This is a genomic window from Polynucleobacter sp. Adler-ghost, from assembly GCF_018688495.1.
Lineage (GTDB): Bacteria > Pseudomonadota > Gammaproteobacteria > Burkholderiales > Burkholderiaceae > Polynucleobacter.
In genome coordinates this window covers 887,899-909,842 of record NZ_CP061320.1, presented here as the reverse complement: position 1 = coordinate 909,842, position 21,944 = coordinate 887,899, and the positions used below count along the sequence as shown (strand labels likewise).

Sequence of the window (21,944 nt, the reverse complement as noted above, 5' to 3'; positions counted from 1 at the left end):
TAAGAGTATTTAAAAGGGTTAAGTGTGGAGAGGCCGCTTAATGAAACAGCGACCACACTGGAGTGAGGTGATCTGGCAAATGAGGCAAGGTGCCAAGGTCAATATAACTTTCCTCTGGGTCATGAAAATCTGATCCTCGAGAAGCTAAAAATCCATAGTGCTGAGCAATCTTGCCATAGGTTTGATATTGATTTGGACTATGACTGCCGGTAATGACTTCAATCGCCATGCCGCCAATTTCTTTAAAGTGCTTGTAGAGTTCATCCATCTGCATAGCGCTTAACTTATAACGGCCAGGATGTGCAATCACAGCAGCACCTCCTGCCCCTTTAATCCAAGCAACTGCATCATCTAGTGTTGCCCAAAGATGCGGAACGTAGCCCGGCTTGTCTTCAACCAGATATCTTTTAAAGACTTGCTCAGTATCTTTGCAAACGCCCTGTTCTACCAGAAAGCGCGCAAAGTGTGTACGAGAAATGAGTTCTTGATTGCCCGCAAAATGCAATGCGCCTTCATAGGCGCCAGGTATCCCGGCTTTTAATAATTGCTCGGCCATCTGCTTTGCACGATTACCGCGACCTTCGCGAGTGCGACGCAAGCCTTCTAGAATTCCTGCATGGGCAGCATCAATTCCCAAGCCAACGATGTGGATGGTTTGCCCCATCCAGCTTACGGAAATCTCGACCCCAGGCAGATAGTCCATACCAAGTGCGCTTGCAGCAAGCTGCGCCCTCTCTTGACCACCTAGCTCATCGTGATCGGTCAATGCCCATAAACGCACGCCATTAGCAAAGGCTCGCTCAGCCAACTGCTCAGGCGTTAGCGTTCCATCAGAAACAACGGAATGGCAGTGTAAATCTGCGTTTAGGCTCGAATTGCTAGTCATGACCCTATTTTAGGTCAAGCTGGTGTCAATTACCCGACGAGGCGCATCTAGATAGTCACGAGACTGCATCTCAATTAAACGAGAAACCGTTCTAGAAAACTCACTGGTAATCTGGCCCTCGGTATATAAATCGACCGCCGGGACCTCTGCAGAGATGATTAGCTTGATTTTATGGTCATAGAGGACGTCAATCAGCCAAATAAAGCGGCGGGCTTCATTAGTCATTCTAGGGGGCATATAGGGCACCCCAGACAAAATTAAAGTGTGAAACTGCTTGGCAATCTCCAAATAGTCATTTTGTGACCTGGGGCCACAGCATAAGGTTTGGAAATCAAACCAAACCACCCCCTCGGCCATATGCAGAGGTCTGAGTTCGCGGGATTCAATCCGCAACACTGGACGGACAGTTTCTTTTTGATTGCCAATTAAGGTTTGAAACATTTGCATCAAAACCGCATGAGTTGCGGCATTCACTGGTGTTAAATAGGCCTCAACTTGAGCCATCTGCACGCGACGATAGTCATTACCAGCATCGACATTCATCACATCGAGCTGCTCTTCCAATAGCTTGATGGCCGGTAGCAAGCGATCGCGATGCAAGCCGTTGGGGTAAAGCTGACTGGGTTGATAATTTGAGGTCATCACAAACTGGACGCGGTCTTCGAAGAGCGCGCTCAGCAAGCGATACAAAATCATGGCATCAGCTATGTCATTGATGTGAAACTCATCAAAACAGATGAGTCGATATCTATTGGCAATTCTTTTGGCAAGTTCATCTAGTGGATCTGCCATACCAGAGAGCTCATGAAGTTCACGATGCACTTCTCGCATAAATTCATGAAAATGGATGCGGATCTTTTTCTCTAGGGGAGATGCCGCAAAAAAGACATCCATCAAAAAAGATTTGCCCCGACCTACTCCGCCCCACAAATAGACGCCGCGAGGGAGTTTTGGTTTAAAGAGTTTCTTTTTTAAACCGCTGCTGCGGATTTCTTTATAAGCAACCCACTCATCTTCACAGCGCTGCAAGCGCTCAATGGCAGCAAGCTGCGCGGGATCACTTTGATACCCGCGCGCCTTTAACTCTTGATGATAAAACTCTAATGCTTTCAATTACATGTTTAATGCACGTTTATCCGTCGCTAATGCAGCCTCGCGAACCACTTCCGATAGGCTTGGATGTGGATGACAGATACGAGCAATATCTTCAGCTGCTGCTTTAAATTCCATAGCTACGGCCGCTTCAGCAATTAAATCCGATGCATTTGGTCCAATGATGTGAACACCTAAGATTTCATCTGTTTTCTCATCGGCCAATACTTTGACGAAACCATCCGCACGATCCATACCTAATGCACGACCGTTAGCTGCAAATGGAAACTGTCCGGCTTTGTAGGCAATACCAGCTTGTTTGAGTTGCTCTTCGGTTTTACCAACCCAGGCAATTTCAGGATCGGTGTAGATCACCCAAGGAATGCAGTTGTAGTCAATATGTGGCTTTTGACCTGCGATCGTTTCAGCAACGAGCACACCTTCATCTTCAGCCTTATGAGCCAACATAGGTCCACGTACCACATCACCCACAGCGTAAACGCTAGGCGCTGCTGTTGCGCAAGTGTGATCATCAATTGGAATGAAACCACGCTCATCCACTTTCAGACCAATCTTATCGAGACCTAATTTATCCGTATTTGGAACCCGGCCAACAGAAACGATTAAACGATCACATTCTAATTTCTGAGCCTTACCTTCACTATCGGTATAGTTAACAACAACACCTTTTTTATCTGCCTTCACTTCACCAATTTTGACGCCCATATTGATTTTGAGGCCTTGCTTAGTAAAGATCTTGTGAGCTTCTTTTGCAATACCTTGATCACATGCGCCTAAGAAAGTTGGGAGCGCCTCAAGAATAGTCACATCAGAACCAACACGTCGCCATACCGAACCGAGCTCTAAGCCAATGACACCTGCGCCAATGACCCCAAGCTTCTTCGGAATAGAATCAAACTTGAGACCGCCTTCGTTATCACTAATCAACACGTTGTCAACCGGAATGCCTGGCAAGTGACGTGCTTTAGATCCAGTAGCAATGATCACATTTTTAGCGCTAACTACTTCTTTATCTTTACCGTCAATTTTGACTTGGTAGCCGTCAGCACTCTTACCTTCAAAAGACGCATGGCCTTTTAGTAAGGTAATTTTGTTTTTACGGAACAAGAACTGAATACCAGCAGTCATCTTAGTCACAATCGCATCCTTACGAGCGATCATCTTGCCAGAGTCTAACTTCACCGATCCAACGGTAATACCGTGATCGGCTACATGATGGCTAATCTTCTCAAACTCTTCTGAAGAGGCAAGTAAAGCTTTAGAAGGAATACAACCGACATTTAAGCAAGTTCCACCAAGACGTGTCTCACCCTTTGGATCGTCATAAGCATTTGATTCGGCGCAGGCAACTTTAAAGCCGAGTTGCGCCGCACGAATCGCAGCGATATAACCACCGGGGCCGCCACCGATTACTACTACGTCAAATGATTGGCTCATATTCTTCCCTCTTACAAATCAAGGAGAAGACGTGAAGGATCTTCTAATGCGTCCTTCATGGCAACCAAGCCAAGTACTGCCTCACGACCGTCAATAATGCGGTGGTCATATGACAAAGCTAAGTAGTTAATCGGACGAATCACGATTTGACCGTTCTCAACAACCGCACGCTCTTTAGTTGCATGAATACCCAAAATCGCAGACTGCGGAGGATTAATAATTGGGGTAGAAAGCATCGAACCAAACACACCACCATTAGAGATGGAGAATGTACCCCCGGTTAAATCTTCCAATGACAGCTTACCTTCGCGAGCTTTTGCACCAAACTCAGCAATCTTCTTCTCGATATCAGCCAAATTCATTTGATCCACATCGCGCAGAATTGGGACTACCAAGCCTCGTGGTGAGCTCACTGCAATACCAATATCAAAGTAGCCGTGATACACGATGTCATTACCGTCAACAGATGCGTTTAATAATGGGAATTTCTTCAATGCGTGGGTAGCTGCTTTCACAAAGAAGGACATAAAGCCCAACTTAACGCCGTGCACTTTTTCAAACTGATCTTTGTACTTGTTACGCATGGCAATTACTGGGGCCATATTGACTTCATTAAAAGTAGTCAAGATGGCGTTGTTTGCTTGAGACTCGAGTAAACGCTCAGCAATACGAGCACGCAAGCGGCTCATTGGCACGCGCTCTTCTGGGCGATTGCCCAGCGGAATTGGTGCGCTCGGCAATGCAGCGGAGGTTGAGCCTCCAGCGACAGCATTAAGTGCATCACCCTTCGTCACGCGACCATCACGGCCAGAACCTGCAACTTGACCTGTGGTCATATTGTTTTCGGCCAAAATTTTTGCTGCAGAAGGTGCAGCAGCACCAGATGATTTTGCTGCAGGCGCAGCTTTGGTTGGTGCAGCTGCAGGTGCTGGTACAGCGGCGGCAGGAGCCGCTGCAGCAACAGCCGTACTATCAATTTTCGCAATCAATTGCTCAGCAACAACGGTACCGCCATCAGCAACAACGATTTCTGTAATCACGCCAGCAGATGGTGAAGGAACTTCCAGCACAACCTTGTCAGTTTCAATTTCAATCAAGATCTCATCTTGACCGACCGCATCACCGACTTTCTTTTTCCATTGCAACAAAGTAGCTTCTGCTACTGACTCGGAGAGCTGGGGGACTTTAACTTCAAAAATAGCCATGATTAATCCTGTTTAGTATTTATATGTGAGTAAGGTCTACGATTATTTCGTAATGACATAACCCTTGAGTTTTGCGAATGCTGCGTTGAGAAGTGACTTCTGTTGTTCTTGATGGAGATGGGCGTAGCCACAAGCTGGTGAGGCAGAAGCTGGACGGCCGGCATATGCCAACTTCATCCCCTCAGACATATTCTCCAAAATATTGTGCTGAACAAAGAACCAAGCACCTTGGTTTTGTGGCTCATCTTGACACCACACCACCTCTTCTAAGTTTGGATATTTCTTTAACTCAACAGTCAATGCCTTATGCGGGAATGGATAGAGCTGCTCTAAACGAATAATCGCTACATCCTCTAGTTTTTTATCAGCACGTACTTTGGCTAAGTCGTAATAGACTTTGCCAGAACACATGATTAATCGAGTGACCTTTTTGCCATCGATACTCTCATCACGCTCGGGAAGAATGGTATGAAAACCACCCTTTGTAAACTCCGTTAATGGCGAGGCAGCTTCTTTATTACGTAGCAATGATTTTGGTGTCATTAAGATCAGCGGCTTGCGGAACTGACGAATCATTTGGCGACGCAAGACGTGGAAGATCTGCGATGCAGTTGTTGGCTGAATCACTTGCATATTTGTGTCAGCGCATAACTGCATAAAGCGTTCTAAACGTGCAGATGAGTGCTCCGGCCCTTGACCCTCATAGCCGTGAGGCAACATCATGACCAAGCCGTTTGCACGACCCCATTTCACTTCTCCCGAAGCGATAAATTGGTCGATCACTACTTGAGCGCCGTTCGCAAAGTCGCCGAACTGAGCTTCCCAAATAGTCAGTGTATTTGGCTCTGCAGCGGCATAACCATACTCAAAACCCAGCACAGCCTCTTCGGAGAGGATGGAATCAATCACTAAAAAAGGAGCTTGATCCTTAGCGATATGGCGCAGAGGAATGTAGACCCCTGTATCCCATTTTTCGCGGTTTTGATTATGCAAAACTGCATGACGATGAGTAAAAGTACCACGACCACTATCCTCGCCAGATAATCTAACTGGATAGCCACTAGCCACTAGGGATGCGAAAGCCATATGCTCACCCATGCCCCAGTCAACATTAGTTTCACCACGGCCCATGGCGGCACGATCTTTTAAGACCTTTTCAACCAGGGGGTGAACCTTGAATCCTTCTCGAGCGGTAGAAACTCGTTCTGCTAGACGCTTCCACTCGGTCAATGGAATGGCAGTGTCAGCTTCATCAGTCCAACGCTTATTGAGAAATGGTGACCAATCGACCGCAAACTTACCTTTGAAGTTACTGAGAACGGGGTCTGAAGTCTGCTTACCAGCATCCATCGCCGCGCGATACTCTTTGACCATCAGTTCACCGGTGCCAGCAGGCAAAACACCTTGAGCTTCTAATTTATCCGCATACAACTTACGTGTGCCCGGATGAGCTGCGATGATTTTGTACATCAAAGGTTGCGTCATAGCAGGAGTGTCTTGCTCGTTATGACCCAGCTTTCTGAAGCAAACAATATCAATAGCCACATCTTTGTGGAACTGTGTGCGGAACTCAACAGCTAGTTTGGTAGCTAGAACAACCGCCTCCGGATCATCACCGTTCACATGCAATACAGGCGCATCAATCACCTTCATGATGTCTGTGCAATACAAACTAGAACGCAAGTCACGAGGATCGGATGTGGTGAAACCAATTTGGTTATTAATCACGATATGAATCGTACCGCCAGTGTAATAGCCGCGCACCTCTGCCATTGCTAAGGTTTCTTGCATCACACCTTGACCTGCAATAGCGGCATCTCCATGCACTAATACTGGCAATACTTGCTCACCCAACATATCACCACGACGCTCCATGCGAGCGCGTGCGGAGCCCTCTACTACCGGGTTCACGATTTCTAAATGAGAGGGATTAAATGCAAGCGATAGATGAACAGGTCCCGCTGGAGTAGAAATGTCGCTCGAGAAACCTTGGTGATACTTCACATCACCCGCAGGCAATGTTTCTGGACCCTTATGCTCAAACTCAGCAAAAAGATCTGAAGGCATTTTTCCTAAAACATTCACCAGCACATTCAGACGGCCACGATGGGCCATACCAATCACAATCTCTTGCACGCCTTTAGAGCCGGACTCACGAATCAACTCATCCATACAGGCAATAAAGCTCTCACCGCCTTCAAGGGAGAAACGCTTTTGACCAACATACTTTGCTTGAAGATAGCGCTCCAAACCTTCTGCTGAAGTCACGCGATCCAAAATATGGCGTTTCTCATCCATATTAAATCTAGGAGTTGAACGAATTGACTCTAATTTTTCTTGCCACCATTTCTTGATAGTCTGGTCAGCAATAAACATGTACTCAGCACCCAAGGTGCCGCAATAAGTTTGACGCAATGCTTGCAGCAAATCACGCAAGGTCATTTCGTTGCGGCCAAAGAAAGTATTGCTCGTATTGAAGACGATATCCATATCGCCATCAGTAAAACCATAAAAAGCAGGATCTAGCTCTGGAATATCCTTGCGCTCGATTCGCTTCAAAGGATCAATATCAGCCCAGCGGTTACCAACGTTACGATATGCGGCAATTAACTGCTGAACGGCAACGCGTTTGCGCCCCATCTCAGAGTCAGCCGAATCAGAAACTGTTCTGATGGGACCTTGCTTAGCCCGCTCAGCGAAGGAAGCAACAATAGGACCGTGGGCGACATCAGCCCTAGACGAACCATCGAACGCCGGGACTTGCTTCACATTATCAAAATAATCTCGCCAATGATCGGCTACAGAGCCTGGATCGTGCAAATAAGATTCGTAGAGTTCCTCTACGTAAGGGGCGTTTCCACCGAAGAGATAGGAGCTATCTCTTTGATCTTGCATCATGATGCTCACCTTTCATCGGGTTTCCCGAATAAAGACTGTGGTTAAAACCATTCGCTCAGCGGCTAAACCGCTTTACGAATTGATCTGTGCGAATACTCTTACACTCTAATTTAACACGATTACCCATTGATTCATAAAGGGCTTTCCCTGATTTAAGGGCTTAGAGGCTTATCCTTACTTTATAAGGTCCAAATAAGAATTTTCCTACTCGGATTTAAACCATGCCTGACAGATTCCCACAGACTTGATTCGTATTCTCTAAATCTCCAAATAAATTAATGAGATTAGGGACATATGAAAGCGATTACCCCAGAATTGGAATATCTAAGCACCCGTCAAAGCGCAAAAGTACTGCAGGTGTCACTTGGCACCGTCCAGAAAATGGTTGAATTAGGTGAATTAATCGCCTGGAAGACGCGTGGGGGTCACCGACGCATCTTGGCAAGCTCTCTAGATCAGCAGCTAGCACGCCGTAAAAGAGCCATGCGTCAAAAAACTACCCAAAACTGTATTGCAATGGGCATATTCAGAAGAGCTGAAAATAGCCATGAATTAATCGAATCTATTCAATGTTGGCAGTTAAAAGTGGATATGGAGGTATCTGTAGATAGTCTTGAGGGTCTAATGAAGGCAGTTTCAATTGCCCCCGACCTGATATTTCTAGACGCCCTGATTCCACCAGTTGAGCAGGTGCATCTCATCCATTATTTGAGCAAAAACAAGGACACACAGCGTATTCCTATTTTAGTGGATGAAGGATTTATTCGCCTTCATCCGGGGGTAATAGGCTTAGCTGATGAAAATACGGTTGGGGTGAAGTCGCGCTACCCTGAAGTTCTTCAGGAGGAGCTTGAAAATGGCCTAATTGACCAAAATCCGCTGATTATTGGCTATCCAGCTACTAATCCAGAACTTGAAAACACCGTGGGAGATAAAAATCGCCACGAACTCTTAGAGCCTATATTTATCCAGGCGCTCAATAGAAAATGCGCCTAGACACTAAACCAGTTCTTTAAAACATAAAAAGCCGCTCAATTTTGATACTGAGCGGCTTTTTTTAAATAATAAGTCTAATTAAATCAATGCTTTAGATCAAAAAGTTACTGCGATCTCTACCTTCAATCCATTTTGGCGCCTTACCGCGACCAGTCCAGGTATCACCTGTAGAAGGATTGCGGTACTTTGGAGCAACCTTGCCACCAGAACTACGGGCACCCGCTTTGCGACTGAATAAGTCTGATGCTGTTAAGTCGTACTGCTCAATAATGAGCTTGGCCTTAGCAATACCGTCGGCCTTTTCACGTAAAACCGCTTCTTTAATCTGCTTATCCAACAAATCACGTTGAGCTAACAACTCTTTATAAGATGACATTTTTAGTTTATCCAGATAATCGATTGATGGAATAACAAAGGATTAGCTATTCCTGATTAACTATTATATCCATATATTGAAGTCATCATGATATATATTCAAATGCTGCTTATAACCTTATAGAAATAAGCCTATATTGCAGTAATTAATCAGATAACCAGCATAATCATTATAAATACTATATTTATAATGATTATATAAACATTACCGTCTCAGCATAAATGTCCCGCTAGATTTAGCGGTAACTTCGCCGGCCTCGTTCAATACTACGGCCTCGCAGTAATAAATCGTTTTTCCAAACTTGAGAACGCTACCCTCCACCACAATCTTGCCAGTACTAGGGCGCAAGAAGCTAACGTTCATATCAATTGTCATGGCGCCAAGTTGCTGGTTCACAGTGCTGCGAGCTGCCGCTCCCATCGCAAAGTCCAACAGGGTCATCACAACACCACCATGAGCAATCTGAAAGCTATTCTCGAATTCTGGTTTGATGACCAGGCTGATACGTGATTTACCGCCTTCAGCATACTCAGGAACAACTCCCAAGTGCGCCAAAAATGGGATGGTCAATCCAAAATACGTAGTGTTGTTTGAGTTTGATGTCATAGGAAGGAGATGTGCAAATGAATGGTCGGGGCGAGAGGATTTGAACCTCCGACCACATGCACCCCATGCATGTACGCTACCAGGCTGCGCTACGCCCCGACGAGAAACGAAATTGTATCAGTAACTATTTGGAGAGAATTTGCAGGACAGCTTGCAACTCATCACGCAAGCGAAGCTCGCCACGAGCCTCATCAAGACGATTGCGGGCACCACTGATTGTGAAGCCCTCTTCATACAAAAGCGCCCTAATCTTCCGAATTAAGACAACTTCATGGTGTTGATAGTAGCGACGATTACCGCGACGCTTTTGTGGACTTAACTGAGTGAACTCTTGCTCCCAATAGCGCAATACATGAGAACGGACGCCACAAAGATCAGATACCTCACCGATCGTGAAATAACGCTTAGAGGGAATTGGGGGGAGCTGCGAACTCAGCAGCACCGTCCCAGCATCAAATGCTGTTTTCTCGAGCATGAGACTCAACTACATCCTTGAGCTTTTGACTTGCATGAAATGTCACAACGCGACGAGCGGCAATTGGAATCATTTGACCAGTTTTCGGATTACGACCTGGGCGAGCAGATTTATTGCGTAACTGGAAATTACCAAATCCAGAAATCTTCACCTCAACACCAGTCTCCAGAGACTTGCCAATACGATCAAAGAAGGCATCAATCATGTCCTTAGCTTCACGCTTGTTCAGGCCAACTTGATCAAAGAGGGCTTCCGAGAGCTCATTCTTGGTAACGGTATCGTTGCTAACTAAATCATTCATGGCGAAAGTCTCTTCTGACAAGATCTGTTGCTAATATTAAACCTAGCGCAGACGAGCTGCGCAATTTTTCTCAAGTGTCGCTAATAAAGCACTCATAACCGCTTCAATTTGAGCATCCTGCAGGGTTTCCTGCGAGTTGAGTAAGGTTACACGGTAGGCTAAGCTTTTCTCGTCGTCAGCCATACTACTAGAGCCAGTCTTTGACTTGAACTCATCAAACAACTCAATTGCCTTAACAAAATTCTGCTTCGTAGCATGCATTGCATCAAGCAAAGTCTGTGAAGAAACAGCTTGCTTTACCACCACCGCTAGATCTCGCTGTACAGCAGGAAATTTACTCAACTCTTCCGGCTGTGGAATACCTAAATTGCGAATAGCCTCTAAATCCATTTCAAACAGAACTGGAGCCTGTGGCAACTCGTAGGTTTGCTGTAAGCCAGGATGTAATTCACCAATCCAGCCAATATGGTGTTTTCCAGTCGAGGTTATCAGGTGAATTTGTGCGCTGCGACCTGGATGTAGTGCAGGATGAACGGCAGCCTCAGTCGTGAAATGCAATGGATCGAGCACACGCTCCAAATCACCCTTTACATCAAAGAAATCGACTGCTCGATCAGCACTTGCCCACTGCTCCGCTACAAATGAGCCGTAAGCCAAGCCGCCAAGCTGCTGCGGCTGATGAAATCCTGCAACCTTGCCAGCCTCTTCTTGTACGCTGGCATCACGCTTAAATACGCGACCCGTTTCAAATAAACGGACACGGCCAGCACCACGATTTAAGTTTGACTTCAGGTTAGCCAATAAACCGCCCCACAGATTACTGCGCATAACACCATACTGATTAGCAATCGGATTGAGTACGGCAATGAGATCTTTTTCAGTGGCCGCAACCAATCGTTGCTCACTCTCTAGATCAGTAAATCCAAAGTTCACAGCTTCTTGATAGCCTTGTAGGGCTAAACGCTGGCGCAATAAATGCACGCCGCGCTTTGCCTCCGCCTTAGCGCTCATCTTTAAAGAGGAGATTGGTGGTACATCAGGAATATTTTCAAAGCCGTACATGCGTGCGACTTCTTCAATTAAATCTTCTTCAATTTCGATATCAAAGCGATAGCTTGGCGGTGTTACAACAAATAGATCACCCGCTTCTTGCTTGAACTCAAAACCGAGACGCTTAAATACATCAGCAACAATTTCAGTCGTGAGTGGGATACCGATGACTTTCATAGCACGAGCTAAACGCATACTGACTGGTTTGCGCTCAGGAATAGCTAATACTTGATCATCAATTGGGCCAACTTGACCACCACATACCTCAACAATCAGAGCGGTTAAATATTCCAGACAGTTAGCCGTATTTTGTGGATCAACACCACGCTCAAAGCGATGAGCCGCATCGGTACTGAAATTAAAACGACGAGCACGCCCCTGAATTGCCGAAGGCTGCCAATAAGCGGCCTCAACATAAATATTTTTAGTGTCATCAGTCACGGCGCAATGATTGCCACCCATAATCCCAGCTAACGCTACAGGACCATTTTGATCGGCAACCACACCAGCATCCTGGATCTTGCCCGCAGAATCTGGACCTTGCAAAGTCACCGTCTGGCCGTTCAATAACTCAAGACCTTCACCCGTCTTCGCCCAACGAACAGATAAGTCACCAGTCAATTTATCAATGTCAAATACATGGGTCGGCTGCCCCATTTCCAACATGACATAGTTAGAAAGATCCACCAATGGAGAAATACTTCTTTGACCAGCATTGCAAAGTCGCTGAATCATCCAATCTGGTGTTTGTGCTTTAGGATTAACGCCACGAATCACGCGTCCTGCAAAGCGTCCGCAAAGATCTGAATTTTCAACGGTCACTTTGAGCTTATCGGCAATAGTGACGTTTACTGGCGTCCACTTGGGTGCACACAAGGCAGCGCCTGTGATTGCCGACACTTCACGTGCCATACCCATTAGAGATAAACAATCAGCCTTGTTAGGAGTTAGCTTAATAACAAAGATCTGGTCGTCTAGGTTTAGATACTTTCGGATATCCTCGCCAACTGGTGCATCCGCTGGCAACTCGAGAATGCCTTCATGGTCATCGCCTAAACCGAGCTCGCGGCCGGAGCACAACATACCCTGGCTTTCTACACCGCGTAGCTTGCCAAGTTTAATCATGAAAGGCTTGCCACCAGTTTCTGCTGGCGGCAACTCTGCGCCAACCATGGCGCAAGGAATTTTGATGCCAGCGCGTGCATTCGGTGCACCACATACTATTTGTAATTCTTGGCCAGTTCCTGCGTCAACTTTGCAAACACGTAAGCGATCTGCATCAGGATGCTGCTCAGCAGAAAGAATTTGAGCAACTACAATTTTCGTGAATGCAGGCGCTACTGAATGCTGCTCTTCCACCTCGAGGCCTGCCATCGTCATTGCATGGCCTAAGGCATCGCTATCCAGCGAAGGGTTTACATATTGGCGTAACCAAGATTCAGAAAATTGCATATGCGCTATCTACTATTAGAAGGTTGGCCGGTTAAGCCGGAAATTGCGCTAAGAAACGGAGATCGTTCTCAAAGAAAAGGCGTAAATCATCCACGCCGTAACGCAACATCGTCAAACGCTCTAAGCCAGAGCCAAAAGCAAAACCGGTATAGCGCTCTGGATCAATACCCATATTGCGCAATACATTTGGATGAACCTGCCCAGCACCAGAAATCTCTAGCCAACGGCCAGCTAGCTTGCCGCTTCCGAAAGCCATATCGATTTCTGCTGAAGGCTCAGTGAATGGGAAGTACGAAGGACGGAAGCGAACTTGTAGTTCATTGGTCTCGAAAAAAGTTCTTAAGAAATCGGTGTACACACCTTTTAAATCAGCAAAGGAAACACTCTCTGCAATCCATAAGCCCTCAACTTGATGAAACATCGGTGAGTGGGTTGCATCGCTATCTACGCGATAGGTTCTGCCTGGTGCGATCACTTTAATTGGCGGCATCACAGCGGCGTGAGCATATTTCTTGACATGCTCACTCGCATAACGAACCTGAATCGGACTAGTATGCGTACGCAATAACAAAGGCTTTCCATTGGAATCTTTGCCATCAATGTAGAAGGTATCCTGCATGGAGCGCGCAGGATGATTCTCAGGGCTATTTAAGGCGGTGAAGTTAAACCAATCAGTTTCAATTTCAGGGCCGTCAGCTACATCAAAACCAATAGAGCGGAAGATCTCTTCAACGCGCTCCCAGGTACGCATCACAGGATGCAAGCTGCCTACAGATTGGCCACGACCAGGCAAAGAGACGTCAATGGATTCCGCTGCAAGCCGTTGCAGCAATACCGCATCAGCCAATGCTTGACGACGTTCCTGCAATGCAGTCTCTACTTGAGTTTTGATTTGATTAATTTGGGCGCCAGCACTCTTACGTTCATCAGGCGACATTCCACCAAGCGCTTTTAAACGCTCAGTGAGAACACCTGACTTACCGAGATACTTGGCTTTCGCGTCCTCTAGAGCCGCCGAATCGGCAGCTCCGAGGAAATCACGTTTAGCATCCTCGACAATGTGGTCGAGAGAAACCATTGCAGCTTAGTTTTTTAAATGAACTAAGAATTAAGCTGCAGCGCTTACTACGGATTTGATCCGAGTAACCAAAGCAGCGAAAGCCGCCTTGTCAGCAATGGCCATATCAGAAAGCACTTTGCGGTCGAGCTCGATCGCAGCTTTCTTCATACCATTCATGAATACGCTATAGGTCATGTCATGTTGACGAACTGCCGCGTTGATACGAGCGATCCACAATGCGCGGAATACACGTTTCTTATTGCGACGGTCGCGGTATGCATACTGACCAGCACGCATAACTGCTTGCTTAGCAATACGAAATACGTTTTTACGACGTCCACGATAGCCTGTTGCGGCATCGGTGATTTTCTTATGACGGGCTCTTGCTGTAACCCCACGTTTGACTCTTGGCATTTAATTCTCCTAATCTAGTCTGAGGTTAAGCGTAAGGAAGCATAGAGCGAATTGACTTAACGTCTGCCTTCGCAACTTCGGTAGTACCACGTAGGTGACGCTTATTCTTTGTGGTCTTCTTGGTGAGGATGTGGCGTTTGAAAGCCTGGCCTCGTTTGATCGTTCCGCCTGCGCGAACCGTGAAGCGCTTTTTAGCGCTACTCTTGCTCTTCATCTTGGGCATAAAGCACCCCTTCTTCTGCATGTGCAACTTAGGTGGTAACCGACGGTTACGCTTCCTGTACCTAGAAGCACTTCTTGCTACCAGGGTCTACGACCCCTCCCTACTTAAACAACAAACCTCATCTTGCGATTTGGTTTATTACTTAGCCTTACGAATGGGGGCCAACACCATCACCATTTGGCGACCCTCCATCTTTGGAAACTGTTCTACTTGACCATGCTCAATCAGGTCTGACTTCAAACGTTCCAACATTCTGACTCCGATTTCTTGGTGAGCCATTTCACGACCCCGAAACCGCAGCGTAATCTTTGTCTTATCGCCATCTTCCAAAAAGCGGATTAGATTGCGTAGCTTCACACCATAGTCACCATCATCTGTGCCGGGACGGAATTTAACTTCCTTCACCTGAATCACTTTTTGCTTGAGCTTAGCTTCATGCAAACGTTTGGCTTCTTGGTATTTGAATTTGCCGAAGTCCATGATCCGGACTACAGGTGGCACAGCCGTCGGAGCAATTTCAACCAAATCGGTCTCTTTCTCTTCTGCTAAAGCCAGGGCTTCACTCAACTTAACTACACCGATGGGTTCTCCATCCAGTCCAATCAGACGCACTTCAGGAGCAGTAATCTCCCGATTTATGCGCTGCGATTTATCAGTAGCGATCTTCTTAATTCCTTTAAAAAAACAATAAAAACCATTCCACCCCTAGCTAAGCTCGGGTCCGACTTTCTGAGAAATATCCTGCTGGAGTCGGGCAACGAAGGCATCAAGAGGCATTACCCCTAAATCCACTCCGCCACGGGCACGAACGGCCACCGAATTACTTTCCGCTTCTTTATCCCCTACAACTAACAAAAATGGGAGCTTCTGTAATGCGTGCTCGCGTATTTTATACGTAATTTTCTCATTCCGCAAATCCGATTCGACTCTAAACCCTTGTTTTTTCAGAGATTGCTGGACTTTTTGGGCATATGCAGCAGAATTATCCGAGATATTAAGGACTACAGCCTGAGTCGGGGCAAGCCAAACTGGCATATTTCCAGCATGGTTTTCGATCAAAATGCCGATAAAACGCTCCAAAGAGCCGACAATTGCTCTGTGAAGCATCACTGGAGCCTTGCGAGTGTTCTCTTCGGTGACATATTCAGCGCCTAAACGGGCTGGCATCGAGAAATCCACCTGAATCGTACCGCACTGCCAAGTACGGCCAATCGAGTCCTTAAGGTGATATTCGATCTTCGGACCATAAAAAGCACCCTCTCCTGGCAATTCTTCCCATTCTTGGCCTGAAGCGGTCAAGGCGCCACGTAAGGCAGCCTCCGCTTTATCCCAAATAGCGTCATCGCCAACGCGTTTTACTGGGCGCAAGGCGAGCTTGACGGCAACTTCAGTAAAGCCAAAATCTTGATAAACCTCACGAACTGCCTTATCAAACGCAGCCACTTCAGACTGAATCTGATCTTCAGTACAGAAAATATGGCCATCATCTTGCGTGAAACCACGGACGCGCATCAAACCATGCAATGCACCCGACGGTTCGTTGCGGTGACACTGACCAAACTCGCCGTATCGCAACGGCAGCTCACGATAACTATGTAAGCCGGAATTAAAAATCTGCACATGTCCTGGGCAGTTCATCGGCTTTAATGCATATGCACGATTCTCCGACTCCGTTGTAAACATGTTTTCTTTGTAGTTATCCCAGTGGCCAGACTTTTCCCAAAGACCACGATCCAAAATTTGTGGGGCCTTTACTTCTTGGTAGCCTTCGCGCTGATAAACACGGCGCATGTACTGTTCAACCTCTTGCCAAATAGACCAGCCTTTTGGATGCCAGAAAATTAACCCAGGCGCTTCAGCTTGAAAGTGAAATAAATCTAAGAACTTACCAAGGCGACGGTGGTCGCGCTTCTCAGCCTCTTCAAGCATATGCAAATGCGCATCTTGATCTTCTTTTTTCAGCCAAGCTGTACCGTAGATCCGTTGCAACATCTCATTTTTGCTATCGCCACGCCAGTAAGCACCAGCAACGCTCAGAAGCTTGAATACCTTGAGCTTGCCAGTGGATGGCACATGGGGTCCGCGGCATAAGTCGGTAAACTTGCCCTCAGCATACAAAGACACATCTTCACCCTGTGGGATGCTAGAAATAATTTCCGCTTTGTAGTTTTCGCCTTGATCCTTGAAGAACTTCACAGCCTCATCACGCGGCATTACTGTACGAATCACTGACTCGTCTTTCTTAGCCAGCTCAGCCATTTTCTTCTCAATTGCTACCAAATCTTCCGGTGTGAATGGGCGGTGAAACGAGAAGTCGTAATAAAAACCGTTTTCGATGACAGGGCCAATAGTGACTTGCGCCTCTGGGAATAGCTCTTTAACAGCATAAGCTAATAAGTGCGCCGTGGAGTGACGCACAATCTCCAGCGCTTCTGGGCTTTTATCGGTAATGATTGCCAGCTGACTATCTTTGTCAATCACAAAACTGGCATCTACCATCTTGCCGTCCACTATGCCGCCGAGGGCAGCTTTAGCAAGACCGCTTCCAATGCTTTGGGCAACATCAAGAACGCGTACGGGAGCTTCGAACTCACGTTTAGATCCATCTGGCAGAGTAACTACAAGCATGACCGCTCCATCTTCTTAAGATTCAGTCAAGAGACTGATTTACTGCACAACATCTACCAAAAAGAAAGCGCGGGAGCTTTTCGGCAACCGCGCACTTTTGGGTCTTTATTCGTTGGTAGGCTCGATTGGACTCGAACCAACGACCCCCACCATGTCAAGGTGGTGCTCTAACCAGCTGAGCTACGAGCCTATATAAGCCATAGAGTTTATCACCGGCGGCGTACTTGAGTCACCCCTTTGACTTCTTCTAGGGCGTTTTGGATGAGCCGCAAGGCTTCTGAGTCTTTAATCTCCACTGTCAATAGTATTTGAGCAAGGCCTCGCTTGGCAGATTTACGAAGATCAATCACGTGGACACCCTGCCTTGTCAGAATCTCAAACAACTCGCGCATCAGCTCAGGACGATCCAGCCCGGTAACAGCTAAATCTGCAGGAAATACACGCCGAGGATCATTTCCGGCGGCCGTTTCAAGCACAGAATCATTCCAGGCAGTTTGGATAACGCGCTCAGGAGCTCGCTCCAATAAACCTCTAAACGTTCTACAAGAGCGTCGATGGATCGACACACCGCGACCCTGGGTCACAAAACCGGCAATCGCATCGGGTGGTACCGGCCGGCAGCACCGCGCCAACTGGGTCATCAATGAATCTACCCCCACCACCAACACATCACTTGCCTGACCTTGCTTACGAGCACTTTGTTTAAGAACAATTTCCGGGGCTGGAGCAATGACCTTCGCTTCTGTCTTTTGCTCCAGCTTGGCGTCATTAGACTTAGACCCCGCCTCTTCATCATCCAAAGCATTGAACCAAGCGCGTACACGTGTGCGAGCACGCTGTGAGCGCAAGTAATTGCGGCTAGGACTAATCCAATCTCGCGAGGGGCCGCCATGTTTTACAGCGACGATTTCAACCGTTTGACCATTCTGCAATGAAGTATCTAAAGGCACCATCGCACCATCTACTCGAGCACCTCGACAACGGTGACCGAGGTCGGTATGAACTGCGTATGCAAAGTCGATAGGCGATGAACCCTTCTCTAAGGAAATGACTTTTCCTAATGGAGTGAGCACATAGATATGGTCATCGATCTCATGGTGTTTGAGTTGCTCCCAAGCATCTTCTTTCCAAGAGATAAGTTGTCTTGCCCAAGCAATTTGGCGCTCATAGGCAACTGCCGCACTGTGGGTGCCAATTTGATGACTTGGATTTGCATCATTGGACTTATTTTTTGGCGGAGTTGCAGCGCCAATATAAGCACCCTCCTTGTAGCGCCAATGAGCAGCCAATCCATACTCAGCCTGTTGATGCATTTCATTAGTACGTACCTGAATCTCAAATGCTGTCCCATGCTCATCCATCACTACGGTATGCAAAGATTGATATCCGTTTGGCTTTGGCCTAGCAATGTAGTCATCAAATTCCCGTGGCACAGGCTGCCAGACGTTATGTACTATTCCTAAAATTGCGTAACAGGATTTAACGTCATCTACTAAAACTCTAAATGCCCTGACGTCATAGAGATTGGCAAAGTCTAATGACTTGCCCTGCATCTTTTTCCAAATGCTGTAGATGTGCTTTGGGCGACCTTGAACCTCACCCTCAATATGGGCAGCATTTAATTCTTCTTTAAGCTTAGTAACAATCTGATTAATAAAAGATTCGCGCTCAATACGCTTGCCATCTAACATCTTGGCAATGTCGCGGTAGGTTTCTGGAGAGAGAACTCGAAATGCCAAGTCCTCCATCTCCCATTTCATTTGCCAAATACCGAGGCGATTCGCAAGTGATGCATCAATATTAAGAATCTCTTGCGCCCAAGCTTTTGGCATCTCAATTTTTTCATGCGTAATCCAACGCAGTGTTTGCAAGCGTGAAGCAAGATAAATGAGAACGACGCGTAGATCATCACCAAAAGCGAGCAACATCTTTCTCAGCATTTCTTCTTGCCCAGAAATACTCAGACCGCCATCATTGCGCACCAGCTTGGCTTGAGCCTGTCTCAGGCCCCGGTAGCCAATCAACAGTCTGGCTGACTCATCGCCAATCAGTTTGGTGAGTGACTCTTTGCCATGGGTGCGGGCAATATTATGTGCAGCGGTGAGCGTTGCTTGATCTAGGTGAAGCAGCTTCAGTATGCTGAGAACGCCAGATGCATGATTTTCAGAAGGCTCACCGTACCAACCATCAATAATTTTGATGCTCTCAGATGCAGAAGAAGCATTTGACATGGGCGATTCAAATCCTTAACTGAAGAATTCTTTTGCTAAAGCCACTTGCTCCAACTTTACAAAGGCGGGTGCATGCCCAACTCCCGGAATTTCAATACTCCGAATGTAAGGATTGACCTTGCACATCTCGGCTACAGTTTTAGCGGAAAGCAAATCTGACTCACCGCCTCGCACGATCAACATCGGAATATGGATTTGCTTGAAAGCATGCCACATCGCCATTTCTCCCGCCTTTGCCATAATCGGATTAACCGATGCAAACGGCACAGAAATATTAGGGTCGTAATGCATTACCCAAAGTCCATTTTTTTGAACGAGCATGGGACCGTTATAAATCTCCCACTCCTCTGGGGTATGACTACCAAAAGACGCGCAGATCTCATTGAGGCGCTGCAGAGCATCTGCACGATGAGAAAAGCTAAAAGGCTGGCCAACATAAGAACCTAGGCGCTTGATGGCCTCAGGCTCAATGCGTGGACCTACATCATTAATCAGCATGCGACGAATCGGACTCTTAGGCATTGCGGCATAGACCATGCCAATCAAACCACCCATTGAGGTACCAAACCAGTCTACTTGCGCAACGCCGAGATGCGCAACTAAGCTTGCCATATCCGCAACGTATTGGGGAACAGCGTAGAGCATAGGATTCTGAAGTCGATCAGAATCACCTCGGCCCACCACATCAGGACAAACAACGTAATAGTCCTGACTCATTGCCTCTGCCAGGGTTTTGAAATCACTTCCCCTGCGTGTCAGACCGTGAACACAAACTAGGACCTTGGCATTATTCGGATTACCCCAAGCATGGTAAGCCATCCGATGCGGGCCATCGGGGCTAGTACAAGTCACATAAAAAGTATCGCCATGCTGAATAACATGCGGCTTTTTAATCTCAGCATTGAGGTGTTCATCATGCGTACGCTCATCTGCCATGCCAGGAACTTCTGGCTGCAAAGTCACGTGATCAATTCCGTGTTTATTCAGTAGCATCTCATTGATACGCGCCATGATTTCAGGCCATTCGCCAATACGCTCAATTTCAATATGGCCGATCAGCGCTGGAAAGCTGGGAGTCATCTCCCAAACATGCAGATCATGCACTGCCAAAACACCTGGCACCTTTTTTAAATCCTGGCCGACTTGTAAATAGTCTATGTGTAGAGGTACCCCTTCCATAAGGAAGTGATAAGACTCTTTCAAAATAGAAATGGTGGACTTCAAAATTAAGAGGGAAACCAAAATAGATAAGATGGCATCAATCGGCATCCATCCAGTAAGCTGAATCACAATACCCGCAATCAGAGCGGCTATAGAGCCTAGCAAGTCACCCATGACGTGAACCAAGGCAGCGCGAGTGTTGACACTCTTTTTATCGCGCGACAGTACCCATGCCACCACAATATTCATTAGTAGGCCTATGGCTGCCACTATCGTGACAGTTAAGCCATCGACTTTATGCGGATCATAGAATCGACTGATTGCCTCAACCATAATCCATGCCACTAAGGCCAGCATCGCAATACTATTGACAAAAGCTGCCAAGGCTTCAGCCCTTCCAAATCCGAACGAATGTTTTGGCGATGGCGGACGACGAGAAATGATTTGCGCCAACAAGGCTAGTCCTAGTGCGGCAGCATCTGTCACCATGTGGCCAGCATCCGATATCAGCGCTAAAGAATTCGCAAAGTAAGCGGCGGCACCCTCAACCCCTGAAAAACCGAGTGTGAGCACCAAGGCAATCAGCAAAAGATTTTGGTTGGAAACTTCCTTGCTATGGGCATGCTTAGCATCACCCTGCTTGTGTGCATGAAGTGAGTGATCTACAACGCTCATAAAGGAATCTTTAAAAAAGAAAATGGGGTCATTGACCCCATTATTTCACTATCCATCAAAAAAGGTCAGAAACCTGCGACGTCTATAGGGGCGCCTGTTTTGGATATGACCTCTTCCTTAGTTACACCAGGAGCCAGCTCCACCAAGCTCAAACCCTTTGGTGTAATGTCAAGTACGCAAAGGTCAGTAATGATGCGGCTAATAACGCCCACTCCAGTTAATGGCAGAGTGCACTTAGGCAGAATCTTAATTTCTTCTGTGCCGTCTTTTTTCTTAGCAACGTGCTCCATCAAGACAACCACATGCTTTACGCCAGCAACCAGGTCCATGGCGCCGCCCATACCCTTCACCATCTTGCCGGGAATCATCCAGTTCGCTAAGTCACCATGTTCACTCACCTGCATCGCACCCAAAATCGCGATATTAATTTTTCCACCACGAATCATTCCAAAGGAATCAGCAGAAGAAAAAATGGAGGAACCAGGCAAGGTAGTGATCGTCTGCTTGCCTGCATTAATTAAATCCGCATCAATCGTTTTTTCAGTTGGAAATGGCCCAATACCCAATAAACCATTCTCAGACTGAAGCCACACTTCCATGCCCTCTGGCACATGATTAGCCACCAAGGTTGGCATGCCAATACCTAAATTGACGTAATAACCATCCTTTAGTTCCTTAGCAGCACGCGCTGCCATTTCATCTCTATTCCAAGGCATATCAATCTTCCTAAATATTCTGTACTGTTTTTATATGGTGT

The 21,944-nt window shown here is 46.8% G+C and carries 19 protein-coding genes and 2 tRNA genes; 1 reads left to right on the top strand and 20 read right to left on the bottom strand.

Annotated features, from left to right (window positions below; all coding sequences use genetic code 11):
• Positions 1–37: 37 nt before the first annotated feature.
• Genes ICV89_RS04780 through ICV89_RS04760 form a run of 5 tightly spaced genes read right to left on the bottom strand, consistent with a single transcriptional unit; the run spans position 38 to position 7,539 of the window.
• Complete coding sequence (locus tag ICV89_RS04780) at positions 38–886, bottom strand: 3',5'-nucleoside bisphosphate phosphatase (protein ID WP_215310137.1); 849 nt, start codon at positions 884–886, stop codon at positions 38–40.
• Positions 887–895: 9 nt separating this feature from the next.
• Positions 896–1,999, bottom strand: coding sequence for a cell division protein ZapE (gene zapE, locus ICV89_RS04775; RefSeq protein WP_215310136.1), 1,104 nt, complete (start codon positions 1,997–1,999; stop codon positions 896–898).
• Positions 2,000–3,436 (bottom strand): dihydrolipoyl dehydrogenase, encoded by a 1,437-nt coding sequence (gene lpdA / locus ICV89_RS04770; protein ID WP_215310135.1) that lies wholly within the window; start codon positions 3,434–3,436, stop codon positions 2,000–2,002.
• 11 nt (positions 3,437–3,447) lie between these two features.
• Positions 3,448–4,641, bottom strand: a complete 1,194-nt coding sequence (odhB, locus tag ICV89_RS04765) for a 2-oxoglutarate dehydrogenase complex dihydrolipoyllysine-residue succinyltransferase (protein WP_215310134.1) — start codon at positions 4,639–4,641, stop codon at positions 3,448–3,450.
• A gap of 42 nt (positions 4,642–4,683) precedes the next feature.
• Positions 4,684–7,539 carry a 2-oxoglutarate dehydrogenase E1 component gene (locus tag ICV89_RS04760; RefSeq protein WP_215310133.1) on the bottom strand — a complete coding sequence of 952 codons (2,856 nt, stop codon included), beginning with the start codon at positions 7,537–7,539 and terminating at the stop codon, positions 4,684–4,686.
• Between the two features lie 294 nt (positions 7,540–7,833).
• On the opposite strand from ICV89_RS04760, the gene ICV89_RS04755 reads away from it, so the two are divergent.
• Positions 7,834–8,535: an excisionase family DNA-binding protein gene (locus ICV89_RS04755; protein ID WP_215310132.1), complete on the top strand. Its 702-nt coding sequence runs from the start codon at positions 7,834–7,836 to the stop codon at positions 8,533–8,535.
• Between the two features lie 91 nt (positions 8,536–8,626).
• Here the strand turns inward: ICV89_RS04755 and ICV89_RS04750 are convergent, their stop codons facing one another.
• From ICV89_RS04750 to ICV89_RS04680, 15 genes are all read right to left on the bottom strand, one after another.
• Positions 8,627–8,911 (bottom strand): H-NS family nucleoid-associated regulatory protein, encoded by a 285-nt coding sequence (locus tag ICV89_RS04750; protein WP_215310131.1) that lies wholly within the window; start codon positions 8,909–8,911, stop codon positions 8,627–8,629.
• A 204-nt stretch (positions 8,912–9,115) separates the two neighbouring features.
• Entirely contained in the window at positions 9,116–9,517 is a 402-nt protein-coding gene (locus ICV89_RS04745; RefSeq protein ID WP_215310129.1) for a PaaI family thioesterase, read from the bottom strand.
• A gap of 22 nt (positions 9,518–9,539) precedes the next feature.
• Positions 9,540–9,616, bottom strand: a tRNA-Pro gene (locus ICV89_RS04740).
• Between the two features lie 25 nt (positions 9,617–9,641).
• Entirely contained in the window at positions 9,642–9,992 is a 351-nt protein-coding gene (locus tag ICV89_RS04735) for a MerR family transcriptional regulator (protein ID WP_215310128.1), read from the bottom strand.
• Complete coding sequence (locus ICV89_RS04730; RefSeq protein ID WP_046330087.1) at positions 9,970–10,293, bottom strand: integration host factor subunit alpha; 324 nt, start codon at positions 10,291–10,293, stop codon at positions 9,970–9,972. The genes ICV89_RS04735 and ICV89_RS04730 overlap by 23 nt, the downstream gene beginning before the upstream one ends.
• A gap of 42 nt (positions 10,294–10,335) precedes the next feature.
• The gene (pheT, locus tag ICV89_RS04725; RefSeq protein ID WP_215310126.1) at positions 10,336–12,795 is read right to left on the bottom strand and encodes a phenylalanine--tRNA ligase subunit beta; all 2,460 of its coding nucleotides are present in this window, start codon (positions 12,793–12,795) and stop codon (positions 10,336–10,338) included.
• Between the two features lie 31 nt (positions 12,796–12,826).
• Complete coding sequence (gene pheS, locus ICV89_RS04720; protein ID WP_215310124.1) at positions 12,827–13,873, bottom strand: phenylalanine--tRNA ligase subunit alpha; 1,047 nt, start codon at positions 13,871–13,873, stop codon at positions 12,827–12,829.
• A gap of 30 nt (positions 13,874–13,903) precedes the next feature.
• Positions 13,904–14,269, bottom strand: a complete 366-nt coding sequence (gene rplT / locus ICV89_RS04715) for a 50S ribosomal protein L20 (protein ID WP_015421011.1) — start codon at positions 14,267–14,269, stop codon at positions 13,904–13,906.
• A gap of 25 nt (positions 14,270–14,294) precedes the next feature.
• A complete protein-coding gene (gene rpmI, locus ICV89_RS04710; RefSeq protein WP_046330084.1) occupies positions 14,295–14,492 on the bottom strand; it encodes a 50S ribosomal protein L35 in 198 nt (65 codons plus the stop codon).
• Between the two features lie 138 nt (positions 14,493–14,630).
• Positions 14,631–15,164, bottom strand: coding sequence for a translation initiation factor IF-3 (gene infC / locus ICV89_RS04705; protein WP_370624483.1), 534 nt, complete (start codon positions 15,162–15,164; stop codon positions 14,631–14,633).
• Positions 15,165–15,197: 33 nt separating this feature from the next.
• A complete protein-coding gene (gene thrS, locus ICV89_RS04700; RefSeq protein ID WP_215310122.1) occupies positions 15,198–17,120 on the bottom strand; it encodes a threonine--tRNA ligase in 1,923 nt (640 codons plus the stop codon).
• Positions 17,121–17,233: 113 nt separating this feature from the next.
• Positions 17,234–17,310: transfer RNA gene (locus ICV89_RS04695), tRNA-Val, on the bottom strand.
• Positions 17,311–17,329: 19 nt separating this feature from the next.
• A complete protein-coding gene (locus ICV89_RS04690; protein WP_215310120.1) occupies positions 17,330–19,351 on the bottom strand; it encodes a bifunctional (p)ppGpp synthetase/guanosine-3',5'-bis(diphosphate) 3'-pyrophosphohydrolase in 2,022 nt (673 codons plus the stop codon).
• A gap of 15 nt (positions 19,352–19,366) precedes the next feature.
• Positions 19,367–21,187 carry an alpha/beta fold hydrolase gene (locus ICV89_RS11005; protein ID WP_215310118.1) on the bottom strand — a complete coding sequence of 607 codons (1,821 nt, stop codon included), beginning with the start codon at positions 21,185–21,187 and terminating at the stop codon, positions 19,367–19,369.
• A 65-nt stretch (positions 21,188–21,252) separates the two neighbouring features.
• Entirely contained in the window at positions 21,253–21,903 is a 651-nt protein-coding gene (locus ICV89_RS04680; protein ID WP_215310116.1) for a CoA transferase subunit B, read from the bottom strand.
• Positions 21,904–21,944: the final 41 nt, after the last annotated feature.